Raw genomic sequence first — 13,455 nt, 5'->3', positions numbered from 1 at the left:
TTTGCTAACCGGCAGTTTTGGCTTGCTGTACTCTCACGCCGGTGTGAACGCTGTCGCTTGGATAGACAATGACGGTCTCACCGGCCGCCAAGCCTGACGTAATCGCGGCCCAGCGGCCTGATTGGCGCAACACCTCCACGGCCCGGCTCTCCGCGCGCCCGTCGATCACGACATAGACGTTCCAAGTGTCGCCTGACCGAAACAGGGACCCGGCAGGCACCATCGTCGCATTGTCGCGTACAAACTTCGTGATGCGAGCCTCAACACGATAGCCATCGCCGAGACCATCCCACTTTTCTGGCGGCGAGGCAAAATCAACGATAACGTTTGTGCGTTGCTCCTCTACGCCGAGAGTGGAAATTTTCGTGAATGCAGAAGGTTCGACTATCCGAACGCGCCCTTCCAAGACCTCCTGCCCTCCCCATCGCTCGATGAGCACATCGGCTCCCGGCTTGATCTCGACGGCATCGGGGCTGAGCACGTCAACAACGATTTCCAGCGCCCGCGGATCTCCGATCGCTAGAAGCGGCGTTCCAGGAGCCACGATCGCTTCGCTTTCTTGAAGGACCTTGAGGATCTGCCCCGAGACCGGAGCCGTAACGCTCCAGGCTTCCGTGAGGGCCATCGTGCCCTGATCGTAGCGTTGAAGTAGCGCCTTGGCCTGAGCAACTGCATGCTCCGCTGCATGGCTTTGAAATTCGGCGCCACTTAACTGCCGATCGGTGACCCTGGCAGTCGTTTCAGCACGCTCCAACGCCTGCTTGGCAGAGACGCCCCGCTGAACCAGCGTTTGCACGCGGACGAGTTCGTTCTGGGCCTGTGATGCTTCTGCGCGAGCGCGCTCGATTTCCGCACTGGCGCGTTCCCGAGCTGCCTCAGCAGCACCGAGCCTTTCCTCAGCCTCGCGCCGCGCCCGAGGGTCGAGAAACGGGACAGGCGTGGGCAGGATAGTGGCTATCGTACTGCCCTGAGTTACGCGGTCGCCTGCCTTTAACGCAATTCGCAGCAGACGCCCAGCTAATGGCGCATCGACCACATACCGCTCCTGGACGCGCGTCTTGCCGTCCTCATCCACCGTCGCAATGAAGCGGCCGACGGTGACCTTAGCAGTATTGACCTCAATCGGACGCGGCTTCAGGGACCAGACGATGATTGCTCCCGTTGTTATCGCAATCACGATGAGAAGCGCCCTCCCAAGATTGAACTGCATGCGTGTTCAATCCCTGGTCTTGAGGACGGCGACGAGATCAAGCCGGTCAATCCGTCGGCGAACAACATAGGCACTGATTGCTGCGGCGGCCAGAACCACGAGAGCAGAAAGCACAAGCGTTCGTGGCCCGACAACAGCCGGAATTTGGAAACTCTCATTAGAATGAAATTTTGCGATCAGGTTCACAATGGCTTGAGAGACCCCCAAGCCAACAGGAATTCCCACGGCAATTTCAAAAATGAACTCGGCAAAAATGATGTGCGCCACTTCTGTGCGCGTGAACCCCAAAACGCGCAAGCTCGCAAGCTCCCAGCCGCGTTCATGCAGGCTGATGCGAGCACTGTTATAGACCACGCCAACAGCGATGATCACGGCAAAGCCCGTCAATATTCCCGCCGCAATGAGCACGAGATCTGCAATCGTATCACGGAATGAGCGGATTGTTTGGGCTTTGACCGCCAGCGATGCGACGATCGGAAGTTCTTTGAACCTTGTAGAGAGCGCGCTCACTTCCGATGGCTCCACAAAGAGCTCCGCAGCGGATACCACGTCGCCCTCCCCGGTAAGCCGGTTGAGCGCATCGATATCCATGTAGACAGCCATCCCCACAGCCTCTTCCACCAGGGCAGCGACGGGCAGATTTCGCGCGTGCCTGTGGCCCTCCATCACCTCAACCCTTATCGTATCACCAGCCGATACGCCAAGCCGTTCCCCAAGCCGACGCGTCAGGATAACCCCGGTTGCGGGCACGTCGATTTTGCGCAGCGCGGCATCGTGAGGTTGGCGAAGCTCACTGTTCGCGGGAAGTCCGATTATGGAGGTGAGATAACTACGCTGGGCTGCCCGTAGGCGCACGGGCACAATACGCTGCCCCTCGACCGACAGCACGCCTGGCTCGTGCGCAAGATCTCTGACGATGCTCCTGTCGAGGGGATGGGGAAAGGTGACGAAAAAATTGCCACGTTGGATCAGCGTGAACTGGACATCCATCATATGGTCGATCGCATCGTGCCAAAACAGACCAAGCACGACCATGGGCACAGCAAAGGCTATTCCAAGTGTCGTCAATGCCGTGCGCCAAGGCCGCCCCACCAGATTGCGCAAAACCATGGTCTGCCGAGCGCCTAATGACCAGCGGCCGAAAAGCCGTTCAATTGCGCTGGCGCGAAATCGAAGCGGCCCCGCTGCCTGCATGGCAACGGCCGGTTTCAACTTGATAACCGTTTGCAGTGCCGTGAGGACACCGACCGTTGCCGAAGCGAAGCTGATTGCGGCTCCTGCCAGTATCGACCACGGTGTTAACTGGAATGCGAGATGCGGAAATCGAAAAAATCCGTGGTAGCTCGCAATCATCGCTTGACCGAAGATCATGCCGCCCGCAACGCCGAATGCGGTGCCGAGAAAAACGACCAAGCCGACCAACTTGAGATAATGCAGCACGAGCGGCGTCGTCGGAAACCCCAAAGCCTTCAGAGAGGCAATCTGCTCGCGCTGTGCCGAAACCAGCCGACCAAGTGTTGCATTGAGCAGAAAGGCGGCAGTTCCGAAGAAGATGATTGGAATAGTGAACGACATGACTTCCTGCTGGTTCAACTCGTCTTCCAGGAACCGGTTGGAAGGTTGGTCGCGGCGTGCCACGGCGCCAACTGAGCCATAGGGCTGCAAGATTCGGTCTATTTCGTCGATGACATCGGACTCGTCTGCGCCAGGAGCCAATGAGATCACGACATCATTGAACGCGCCATCCATTGCAAACGCCGGCTCAGCGGCGGCGCGATCCACCCATAAAATGGCATAATGACGATCGTCTGGAATAGGCACCCCTGGCTTGATCGCGTAGACATACTCGGCTGACAACGCAATTCCGGTGATGTGAAAGGATTCTACCCGTCCATTCAGGATGACGCGCACGGCCATTCCCGGTGATATGTTGTTCGCCTCCGCGAACGCTTCGTTGACTACGACGCCTCGCGTGTCTCCTGGCGTTGGCGCACTGCCGCGGCGCATGTAGAGTTTCGTAAGTTGTTCGTCTCCGCCCGCGGAAAGGGAGATCATACGCGCGGAAACTGGCAGCTCTGAACTCGGCCAATCAATGATCACATCTTGAACGATGCGCGGCACAGCGCTCGCTACCCCCGGAATTTCGCTGAGCTGCGCTGCCACGGAGCGAGGCGCTCGCTTGACAGAGACAAATATTTGCGGAAAGCGGGAGCTGGCGTAAAAACTTTCTCTTGCGGCCTGCAGACAATTGTACGTCGAAATCGATGCCACCAACACTGCAACGCCCGAAGCTACGACGAGCGTAATGGTCGCCACTTGCCCCCTGATGGCGAGAAGGTCTCGAACAAGTTTCCGATCGAGGAGGCTCACCAAGTCACCTCCTCCGCTTTCAACCGGCGTGCATTGCGTTCTACGCCCTCGATGCGACCGCCCGCGAGACGGATGACACGATCGGCCATGCCCGCGATTGCGGCGTTGTGCGTGATGATAATCGTAGTTGTTCCGAGGCGCTCATTTACTTTCGAGATCGCGGCCAGAACAAGCCTACCGGTCTCACAATCAAGCGCGCCCGTAGGCTCATCACACAACAAGACGTCGGGTGATTTGGCGATGGCCCGCGCCACGGCAACGCGCTGTTGCTCGCCACCCGACAGCTGCGACGGAAAGTGGTTGAGGCGCTTCGAAAGCCCGACCAGTTCGAGCGCCTCGCGAACATCAAACGGCTTTGTCGCAATCTCGCGCACGAGCGCGACGTTTTCCCAAACGGTGAGGCTCGGGATAAGGTTGTAGAACTGGAACACAAAGCCGACATGCTCACGCCGATACCGCGTCAATTCGGCTTCGTCGGCCGTGACTAGATTATGATCTTTCCACGTAGCTTCGCCGCTGGTCGGCGAGTCGAGGCCGCCTAAGATATTTAAGAGAGTGGATTTTCCAGAGCCAGACGGGCCAAGAAGAACGATGAATTCTCCTTCAAAGATATCGATGTCGACATCGCGCAACGCGTGCACCTCGACTTCGCCCATCACATAGGTTTTTGCGACCTTGCGTGCGCGAAAAACGACAGGTCGAACGGCTCGCGGACTCTCATCCATTATGGTCGCATACCGTTCCTAGAGGACCTCACCTCTGCCGACGTTAATTGTGGTCCAGCCCAATCCAGGCCATAGCATAGCCCTAGCCTGAAAGCGTCCTCTAAGGCGTTGTCCGTGCCAGACTGCAATGTCGAAGTAGGGCTTCAAAGGAAATTAGGGGCGCAGCAGCCGTCGCACTGCGAACAAAATACTCGGGAAAGAGCCAGCGCTCCACGTCCCGATGTCCGCTTTGGGTCGATTTTGTTGCAAAACTCGGCGTTGTGTCGGTGATCTCTCGCCTGGGGTAGCTTGGCGATCTTTTCGCGGTGCCCGATCACTCGGGTGGTCTCTTCACTTTGCCGCCCTCACGCTGCTGCGGCTTGGGCAGTCAACCTAGCCATCCGTCGGAGGTTCTGAGCGATGGCGGCGAGAGTGAACTCGTCCTGGACGCCCCTCGGTCCACGCAACCGCAGGCGCCCCATCCTCAAGATGCGCTTCAAGTGCGCAAACAGCATCTCGACTTTCTTTCGCTGGCGTCGCGTCTGTTCATAGGCCTTGGTTTCGGCGATGTGGCGGGCAACGTCACGGGCTGCCTCATGGATGCTGCGCGGGACTTTTCTCTGCGGCGTCTTCGGACAGCATCGCGACTTCAATGGGCAGACGCGGCAGTCATTGACGCTTGCTAGGTAGGCAAGCGTGCCGCCATCGCGAACGCGGCCGGTTGTGGTCAGCTCGGCACCGGCCGGGCAGACATAGCAATCTCGCTTGGCATCGTACATGAAGTCTGACCGACTGAATGTGCCATCCTCTCGCGCGGACTTGTCGATCACCGGGACATGCGGCGCGATGCCTTTTTCCTCGACCAGCCAAGCAAGATTTTCGGCCGAGCCATAAGCGGTATCGGCCGCTAGCCAGTCAGGCTTCAACCCGAAGCGCCGTTCGGTGCGGGCGATCATGGTGCGTGATGCACCAACCTCAGCCTGTCGGATTGCGCGCGAGGCTTCGACATCGACGATGATGCCGTGCTTGGTATCGATCAGATAGTTGTCGGCATAGGCAAAGATCGCCTTGCTCTTCTGCGCGCCAGTCCACTGGGCCGCCGGATCAGATGCTGCGACGAACTTCGGCGCGACTGGCGACGCCTTGCCGTACGCGGCATCATCGAGGGTTTCAAAATACTCCCGCACCGCGCGTCGCGCCGTCGAGGCATCGATATCTTTGTCCCACTCCGAACCTGGCTTCGAGCGGCACTTGTTGGCATCGGCCTCGATGAGGCTGGCGTCGACGGCGAAACCTTCCCCGCCCACCAGGCGCGCTCTGATACAAGCTGCGACCACGCGTTCGAACACAACGCGGAGCACATTGCTGTCGCGGAAGCGTTCGTTACGGGCACGCGAGAATGCCGAGTGATCGGGAACTTTGTCTTCGATGCCAAGCCCACAGAACCAGCGATACGCGAGATTGACCTGAACCTCGCAGACGAGTTGTCGTTCGGATCGGATCGCGAAGACGTAGCCGAGGACGAGCATCCGGATCAAGAGTTCCGGATCGATCGACGGCCGGCCGGTGTTGGAATAGTGCGGCGCAAGTTCAACGTGCAGCCAACTCAAGTCGAGAACAGCTGCGATGCCGCGCACCAGATGGTCTTGCGGAACGGCATCATCGAGATCGAACGCATAAAACAACTGCGCCTGGCCATGCTCCCGACGTCCTATCATCGCTCATCTCCGTCGCTGCCCCTTGCAGACGAACGGAATCACGGTTCGCAAACACTCTCAACGATGAGTTTTGCAACACAATCGGTCACAAAGAGACTTCGGTTCAATGGGCGTGACGACCGCTTCTAATCTGAGTGTGTTGCAAAACTCGTGTTGAGGCCGCTTGCGAACCATGATTCCGTTGCGATCGAACGGGTAGCGACCGGGGCGAGCGATGATGGGGCGGGCAAGTCCGAGCAGGGCCAGTTCTTCTACGAGTTCAATCTCGACGACGTGGTGCCGCCCGACCACCTCGTTCGCAAGATTGACGCCATGCTCGACCTGGGTTGGGTGCACGAGGAACTCGCACTATTATTCGCACACCGGTCGGCCATCGATCGATCCGAGCTGATGATCCGAATGCTCATCGTCGGCTACGTGTTCGCCATCCGATCTGAGCGCATGATCTGTCGCGAGGTCCAGGTGAACCTCGCCTACCGCTGGTATTGCAGGCTCGGGATCGAGGACAGGATCCCCGATCACTCTGCGTTCTCCAGAGCCCGGCACGAGCGCTTCCGTGAGAGCAATGTGCTGCGCCGCGTGTTCGAGCGGGTGGTGGCGATATGCATCGCGGCAGGCCTCGTCGGTGGGGAGGCGTTCTCGATCGACGCGAGCCTGATCAAGGCGGACGTCGACAAGCACAAGCGGGCTCCCGGCGATCAGCCGATCGACTGGCCGAAGGCAGAAGAGGCTTCGCATGCGGTGCGCGAGTACCTTGCTTCACTCGACGCGGCGCGTTCCGAGGACGACGGTGGAGATGGACCCAGCAGTGGCGAGAGCGACGGCGGTCGCGGCGGCAAACCGCCGAAGGCGGTGTCGCTGACCGATCCGCAGGCGGCTTGGGTCGCGCGCAAATGCATGGACCCATTCTTCGCCTACGACGCGAACTATCTCATCGACAACAAGCTGGGCATCATCGTCGACGCGGAGGGCACGCGTGCCAACCGTATTGATGAGATCGCTGTCACTGAGATCATGATCGAGCGTGTCGAGCGCCGTTTCGGCCTGGCGCCGGAGCGCCTCGCCGGCGATACCGCCTATGGCGCGGCAAAGCTTCTGAAGTGGCTTTGGGACAGAGGTATCGCACCGCACGTGCCCGTATGGGACAAGTCGAAACAGACCGACGGCCGCTTCACGAAGGAGGACTTCGTCTTCGATCGCGACAGGAACGTCTACATCTGTCCGGCCGGCGCCGCGCTCACTCATTCAGGGATCGTCGATCAGGGGCGCATTCTTCCCTACCGGGCGAGCAAGAACGATTGCTCCATCTGCACGCTCAAGTCTCAATGCACAACGGCGGTCGCCCGCAAAGTCTCCCGCGACATCGACGAAGACGTCCGCGATCAGGTGCGCGCGCTGGCCAACACCGAAGCCTTCCAGGTCTCGCGACGCGAGCGCAAGAAGGTCGAGGTAAGGTTCGCGCACATGAAACGCATCCACAGGCTGGATCGGCTGCGCCTCCGCGGCCTATCGGGTGCGAAGGACGAGGTGCTGCTCACCGCGACGGCACAGAACCTGAGGCGGCTCGCAAAGCTCATCTGGCGACCGCCGCAACCAATCGTCGGCATGCCAGTGGCGTAGGTGTCGAGTGCACGTGAGGCTTTAGCTATGTGTCAACCCAGCCGACCCTGTAAGGGGCCAGCGGAAGCACGGGCGGATTAAAAACAACGCCGAGCCACACGATGGAAGCCCGCCGGTTTTGCAACACGCTCAATCTGAAAACGGACCTAACCGATGGGCGCCGAACTGGGGTTCTGCGTGGGACTGCGATGTCTGCAATTGGGACGAAGCTGACCTTGTCAGCTTCTCGTGCGTGACGGGCAGCAAGCTGTTGTCTACCTGACGCGAGCTGCGGAGCCCGTCCCAATATCCGGAAATTTGAACGCTCGTCTTCAGCTGCTAATGATCCGAAATTAAATTACTAACCCGCTGACAGAGCTATTTAACCGATATTTCGAAGTTAGCCGCCGCAGCGAAAACGAGCCTGGACTTCAGCCGAAAAGCACGCATTGGTGTGGGCACGGACGTCGGCCAAACGGACCCCGACCGTCAGACGGATCGCCTCGCGGTTTGCGGGGCTTCGAGTGGTGCGGGCGTCAATTGAGACGCCGCCTATCCTGGAGCCACGAAAATGTCGATCGCCGATACCGAATCCGCGCCAAAATCAAAGACCCACGCCCCGAAGTCGCGCATCACCCCGAAGAAAAAAGTCAGTGCGCCACGCAAATCCGGCTTGGTCCCCGTCCGCAAGGAGAACGCTACGACGCGCATGACGAAACAGGAGCGCGTCCTCACTTTGCTGAGCCGCCCGGCGGGCGCCAGCATCGAAGAGATCATGCAGGCCACCGATTGGCAGCAGCACAGCGTCCGCGGCTTCCTGGCGGGCACCGTAAAAAAGAAGCTCGGCTTCGTGCTCAAATCGTCGAAAGATGAAGACGAGCCGCGTCGCTACCGCATCGAGACGCGCCGCGGCCGCTGACATGGCGATCGACGTAGCAGCAGAGCTTGCGCAGCTTGAGGGTCAGACGATCTTCGAACTACGCCAAGAGTGGCGTCGCCTGCATCAGGTCGCGCCACCAATGCGGCTGTCGCGTGATCTTCTGACCCGAGGCATCCTATACAAGCTTCAGGAGAGGGCGCTTGGCGGCCTCTCCAAATCCATTCTGCGCAAACTCTCTCGAACAGGCATCGAGCCTGCCACGGGTAAGCGTAGCTCCGCGCCATCCATCGCATTGAAGCCGGGGACGCGGCTCGTTCGCGAGTGGCATGGCGTGACGCACACGGTGCTTATCCACGCAGACGGTGTCGAATGGAGGGGCTGGCGCTATCCGTCGCTCTCGGTCGTGGCACGCAAAATCACCGGTACCCGCTGGTCGGGCCCGCGCTTCTTTGGTCTGAAAGCACGAAAGTTCTCGGCGGGCAGGGACACCTATGCGGACGCCTGATCGCTCTTCGGGTCACGGCAAGGTTCGCTGCGCGATCTACACCCGGAAGTCATCGGACGAAGGCCTTGAGCAGGAGTTTAATTCCCTCGACGCGCAGCGGGAGGCATGCGCCGCCTACATCGCAAGCCAGCGGCATGCCGGCTGGACCGCCGCCGCCGACATGTATGACGATGGTGGCCTGTCCGGCGGTACGATGGAGCGGCCGGCCCTGCAACGTCTGCTGGCCGACATCCAAGCCAACAGGGTCCAGATCGTTGTCGTCTATAAAGTCGACCGCCTGACCCGCTCGCTCGCTGACTTTGCCAAGATTGTCGATATCTTCGATGGCCACGGCGCGTCGTTCGTCTCAGTCACTCAGCAGTTCAACACCACGACGTCGATGGGCCGGCTGACGCTCAACATGCTCTTATCGTTTGCGCAATTCGAGCGCGAGATTGCGGGCGAGCGCATCCGAGATAAGATCGCTGCGTCGAAAGCCAAGGGCATGTGGATGGGTGGCAACGTTCCACTCGGCTATGACATTCAAGACCGCAAGCTCATCATCAATAACTCGGAAGCTGACACCGTCCGCCTGATCTTCCGGCGCTATTCCGAGCTGGGATCGGTGACGCTGCTGCGGAAGGAATTGGCCGCGCAGGGCATTGTCAGCAAGAAGCGCAAAGGTGTAGGTGGCAGGCTCTCGGGCGGTCAGAAGATCTCACGTGGTGCGCTCTATCTGATGCTGCAGAACCGAATCTACTGCGGGGAGATCAAGCACAAGGGGAATGCGTACCCTGGCCAGCATGAGGCCATCATTGAGCTTGACCTTTGGCGAGTCGTCCAAGACAAGCTCGCGACGAACCGTCAGAAGCGGGCTCTCGGATTAGGTGCTGAATCGCCAAGCCTCCTGGCTGGCTTGATCGTGGATTCTGAGGGCCAGAGGTTGACGCCGACCCACGCCAACAAGCGTGGCAAGCGCTATCGCTATTACATCTCGATGTCGCTTCTCGACGGAAGGCGCGGAGCCGGGCAGGGCACATTCCGCCTTCCGGCCGGAGAGATCGAGGGCTTGGTTCTGGATCGACTTCGCGCTTTCTTGGCATCGAGGTCCGGGTTGGCGGAGGCCATGGCGCCATTCGACCTTTCGGCGGACGCTCTTGAAGCCGCGCTGCATCACGCATCGCAATTAGCCGCGCGATGGCAAACCCTTCCGTCGGCGGAGGTCATGAAGTTCGTTCGATCCAGCGTTGAGCGAGTCTCGGTTGCAACCGATCACGTCGAGGTCATAGTCGATGGTGCAAAGCTACTCAATGTGCTCGGCGGAGGGCAGGCATCAAAAGAAGAGAACGTTGCTCCGATCGTACTCTCCATCGCGGCCAACTTGCGCCGCGCTGGCAAAGGCAAGCGTCTGGTTATCGCGGGCAACGCGCATTGCGAAATTGATGCGAACCTGATCGCATTGCTGAAGCAGGCGTTCGCGACGCGCGCGGCATTCCTTTCCGGCGCCGATGATAGCCTCTCGGCGATGACGGAGCGTCTTGGCACGGGCCACGGTCAGCTGGTCGCGCTCGTTCGCCTGTCATATTTAGCCCCCGACCTCATCCGCGATTGTATCGAAGGTCGGCAGCCCGTCGAACTGACGCCAACGCGACTGCTGAAACTCGGCAAAGACTTGCCGCACGACTGGTCGGCTCAGCGCACGCATCTCGGATTTGCGCGCTAAGGCCGAGCAAAAGCTCCACCTGCGCCGACTGAAAAGTGGCCTCTGGAGACGGGGACACCTGCTTCACACCTCGGGACGCCATTTTGCGTCTCTGGTCCGCGGCGATCGCACGACCGGTGTGGCAAGTCGCGTATATTACCGTACTTTCCAGGCTCACTGGGAAAGCGAGAAAGTTTATCTGCTTCATAGAGTTAGGTGGCTGGGGGACTAGGATTCGAACCTAGACAGGCAGAGTCAGAGTCTGCAGTCCTACCATTAGACGATCCCCCAAAGCCGGGATCAGGCGCGCCTGTCGGCCGCCGAGAGGGCGCGTCATAGCAGCAGCGCTGGGCGACTGCAAGGCCGGCGTCGCTTCAGCGCTCCCCTGCGCCAAAAGGCTCGTGCGCACATCAGCTTACGGCATGGTGCCGTCACCACGCGCCGGGTGCGATTTGGATGTCGTCCGGCGCCAGCTCGCGCCTATTGGCGCAGTCCGAGAAGCTCCGGGCGGTATTCGAAGTGCATCGTATCGTAGTGATACCAGCGCCCGCCCCAGATAAAGCCGTGCTTCTCGAAAATGCGCACGATCTCGAGCGGGATTGCGTTGCGATAGAGTGGACGTTCGCTCGCGCCGCCCTTGGCCCATCGCCAGTAATGCGAATGCGTCGTCGCAACGTCGATCGCAATGCCGTAGCCGTGCCCCGAGCGCTGCGCCGTCCCCGCGATCGTGCGGCACACGAACCCTCCCGCGGCAGGAATGAGGTACGCGTCGAACCTCGCGGGCAGAGCATCGAGTTCGTCGCTGACGGCCTGGAGATGCGCCGCGACTCCATTCCTGCGCGTCACCGTGATTCGCTGATTGGCTTTCCCCGGCAGCCACCGGACGGTCGTCAATGACGCGGCGAAGCCCGGCTGCTGGCAGTCGCCATAGAGCTTTGTAAAGAATGCCGCGTTGCGCGCGCGGCCCGGATCGAAATTGAACTTTGGCGGACGAGCCTCGGCGCCTTGCGGATAAGAATATCGGAACATGTCCTTGATGCTCGGATGCGCGAGCCACGTTTCGAACGGTTTTTCTTCGTCGCTGCCGAGCGGCAATGTCGTTCCGTCACGGAACTTCAGATTGCGGCCGTCGAGGCCCGCCACCGAGTCGGGATAGGCCGCAGCAAGTCGCCCGGCCACAGCCTCATCGCTGAGGCCATCTGCAACACAAATAGTGGGTGAGATTGCGATGATCGAGGCAGCGTGTCCAACCACCCGGAACAACAACCGAATTCGCTGCAGCATGGGAAGCCGCCATTCCCGAGGCACGCCTGAGAATGTGTGGCGCGGCGTTAAGCATCCCGCGAGAGCTTTACGGGCGTGCGCGACCTGATACACTTCCCCCTAACTGAGGTCCAGATCATTGGCCTGATGAGCACGGCGCTTGGCGGCAAGCTGCTGATGCACCAGGTCCTGGAGATAGAAATTTGACGCCCGAGAAATCAGGCTCCGATGCGTCCGACGCAGCTGGGCTCCCGGAAAAATCCGACGACGAGATTCCAGATACGACTGGATTTTCCGCGCTTTCGCTACCTAGCGAGAGCGAACGTGATGACAGCGATCGGCAGCTCTACAAGCGCAACGACAATGGTTCAAAGCCGTACGTGAACCGGGCTTCGCCGCGGGCAGACGGCCGTGACGAGCGGCGCGATCCGTACGCCATTCCGGTGTCGTCGCTTGCGATCAAGCCGCCGGGCGGCGAACAAATTTACGGCGCGCTCGACCTTGGCACCAACAACTGCCGGCTGCTTCTGGCGCGGCCGTCGCGTCGCGGCTTTCGCGTCGTCGATGCATTCTCGCGCATCATTCGTTTAGGCGAAGGCGTCAGCCGCACGGGCCACCTTTCAGAGCTTGCGATGAATCGCACGATGGAGGCGTTGAAAGTCTGCGCCGGCAAGCTGCATCGCCACAATGTGACCCGCACCCGTCTCGTGGCGACCCAAGCCTGCCGCGTCGCGGCCAACGGTCCTGACTTCGTCGCCAAGGTAAAGGACAGCTTCGACCTCGATATCGAAATCCTGACGCCGGAAATGGAAGCGCATCTGGCGGTCGCCGGATGCGCCACGCTCATCGATCCGAGCACTGATTACGTGCTCGTCTTCGACATTGGCGGCGGCTCATCGGAGATCATCTGGCTCGACCTGACACGGCTTGGAACCCGTCAGGATGCTCTGAACGGCCGCGGCGATGTCGACGACGCCATCGTCGCCTGGGAATCGCTTCCCGTCGGAGTCGTTACGCTGGCAGAGCGCTTCGGCGGTCGCGACGTGACGGCGGAGAGCTTCGCGGCCATGTCCGAGGCGGTAACGAAGCTGCTTCTGCCGTTCGAGGCGAAACATAACTTCCGCGAGCGGACCGCAGGCAAGCCCGTGCACTTCCTCGGCACGTCCGGCACGGTTACGACGATTGCCGGTGTCATGCTCGGCCTCGACCGCTACGATCGCAAGCGTGTTGATGGTATTTGGCTCGGCACGCACGACATCGAGAATGTCACGTCCGAGCTTCTGGCGCGCTCCTACGACGAACGCGTGCTGCAGCCGTGTATCGGCCGCGAGCGCGCCGATCTCGTCCTTGCGGGCTGCGCCATCCTCGATGCCATCATGCAGCTTTGGCCCGCCGATCGCCTGCGCGTCGCCGACCGCGGGCTGCGTGAAGGCATCCTGATGCAAATGATGATGGAAGATGGCGTCTGGCGCTCCAGCCGCCGCCGTCGCGGGCGCGGCAAGCGCGGGAAGGGTGCACGGTAGTC

Annotated in this window: 9 protein-coding genes, 1 tRNA gene and 1 pseudogene; 5 read left to right on the top strand and 6 right to left on the bottom strand. The window is 60.3% G+C overall.

Annotated features, from left to right (window positions below):
• Positions 1-4 precede the first annotated feature (4 nt).
• From HYPMC_RS15020 to HYPMC_RS15005, 4 genes are all read right to left on the bottom strand, one after another.
• Entirely contained in the window at positions 5-1,210 is a 1,206-nt protein-coding gene (locus HYPMC_RS15020) for an efflux RND transporter periplasmic adaptor subunit (RefSeq protein WP_013948843.1), read from the bottom strand.
• 6 nt (positions 1,211-1,216) lie between these two features.
• Positions 1,217-3,526 (bottom strand): ABC transporter permease, encoded by a 2,310-nt coding sequence (locus HYPMC_RS15015; RefSeq protein WP_371199597.1) that lies wholly within the window; start codon positions 3,524-3,526, stop codon positions 1,217-1,219.
• A 50-nt stretch (positions 3,527-3,576) separates the two neighbouring features.
• On the bottom strand, positions 3,577-4,305 hold the full coding sequence (locus tag HYPMC_RS15010; protein WP_013948841.1) for an ABC transporter ATP-binding protein: 729 nt from the start codon (positions 4,303-4,305) through the stop codon (positions 3,577-3,579).
• A 344-nt stretch (positions 4,306-4,649) separates the two neighbouring features.
• Complete coding sequence (locus HYPMC_RS15005; RefSeq protein WP_013948840.1) at positions 4,650-6,002, bottom strand: IS1182 family transposase; 1,353 nt, start codon at positions 6,000-6,002, stop codon at positions 4,650-4,652.
• A 186-nt stretch (positions 6,003-6,188) separates the two neighbouring features.
• Between HYPMC_RS15005 and HYPMC_RS15000 the strand changes: the two are divergent.
• The 4 genes and pseudogenes from HYPMC_RS15000 to HYPMC_RS14985 all read left to right on the top strand — a co-directional run bounded on the left by HYPMC_RS15000 (position 6,189) and on the right by HYPMC_RS14985 (position 10,688).
• A pseudogene (locus HYPMC_RS15000) lies at positions 6,189-7,622 on the top strand (transposase).
• 550 nt (positions 7,623-8,172) lie between these two features.
• Positions 8,173-8,520: a DUF3489 domain-containing protein gene (locus HYPMC_RS14995; RefSeq protein WP_013948838.1), complete on the top strand. Its 348-nt coding sequence runs from the start codon at positions 8,173-8,175 to the stop codon at positions 8,518-8,520.
• Between the two features lies 1 nt (position 8,521).
• Positions 8,522-8,986 carry a DUF2924 domain-containing protein gene (locus HYPMC_RS14990; protein WP_013948837.1) on the top strand — a complete coding sequence of 155 codons (465 nt, stop codon included), beginning with the start codon at positions 8,522-8,524 and terminating at the stop codon, positions 8,984-8,986.
• Positions 8,973-10,688 carry a recombinase family protein gene (locus HYPMC_RS14985; RefSeq protein ID WP_013948836.1) on the top strand — a complete coding sequence of 572 codons (1,716 nt, stop codon included), beginning with the start codon at positions 8,973-8,975 and terminating at the stop codon, positions 10,686-10,688. The genes HYPMC_RS14990 and HYPMC_RS14985 overlap by 14 nt, the downstream gene beginning before the upstream one ends.
• Positions 10,689-10,884: 196 nt before the next feature.
• Here HYPMC_RS14985 and HYPMC_RS14980 read toward each other — a convergent pair.
• Positions 10,885-10,958, bottom strand: a tRNA-Gln gene (locus HYPMC_RS14980).
• Positions 10,959-11,147: 189 nt separating this feature from the next.
• Positions 11,148-11,951 carry a M15 family metallopeptidase gene (locus HYPMC_RS14975; protein WP_013948833.1) on the bottom strand — a complete coding sequence of 268 codons (804 nt, stop codon included), beginning with the start codon at positions 11,949-11,951 and terminating at the stop codon, positions 11,148-11,150.
• Positions 11,952-12,133: 182 nt separating this feature from the next.
• On the opposite strand from HYPMC_RS14975, the gene HYPMC_RS14970 reads away from it, so the two are divergent.
• Complete coding sequence (locus HYPMC_RS14970) at positions 12,134-13,453, top strand: Ppx/GppA phosphatase family protein (protein WP_013948832.1); 1,320 nt, start codon at positions 12,134-12,136, stop codon at positions 13,451-13,453.
• Positions 13,454-13,455: the final 2 nt, after the last annotated feature.

Source organism: Hyphomicrobium sp. MC1 (assembly GCF_000253295.1).
Classification (GTDB): domain Bacteria; phylum Pseudomonadota; class Alphaproteobacteria; order Rhizobiales; family Hyphomicrobiaceae; genus Hyphomicrobium_B.
Note: the sequence above shows the minus strand (reverse complement) of the source record. Positions and strands in the feature narration are given on the sequence as shown.

Bases quoted from the DNA above. Each gene is read 5' to 3' on its own strand.
- HYPMC_RS15005 (WP_013948840.1), bottom strand. From the start codon at position 6,002: ATGATAGGACGTCGGGAGCATGGCCAGGCGCAGTTGTTTTATGCGTTC.
- HYPMC_RS15020 (WP_013948843.1), bottom strand. From the start codon at position 1,210: ATGCAGTTCAATCTTGGGAGGGCGCTTCTCATCGTGATTGCGATAACA.
- HYPMC_RS14990 (WP_013948837.1), top strand. From the start codon at position 8,522: ATGGCGATCGACGTAGCAGCAGAGCTTGCGCAGCTTGAGGGTCAGACG.
- HYPMC_RS14995 (WP_013948838.1), top strand. From the start codon at position 8,173: ATGTCGATCGCCGATACCGAATCCGCGCCAAAATCAAAGACCCACGCC.
- HYPMC_RS14975 (WP_013948833.1), bottom strand. From the start codon at position 11,951: ATGCTGCAGCGAATTCGGTTGTTGTTCCGGGTGGTTGGACACGCTGCC.
- HYPMC_RS15010 (WP_013948841.1), bottom strand. From the start codon at position 4,305: ATGGATGAGAGTCCGCGAGCCGTTCGACCTGTCGTTTTTCGCGCACGC.
- HYPMC_RS14985 (WP_013948836.1), top strand. From the start codon at position 8,973: ATGCGGACGCCTGATCGCTCTTCGGGTCACGGCAAGGTTCGCTGCGCG.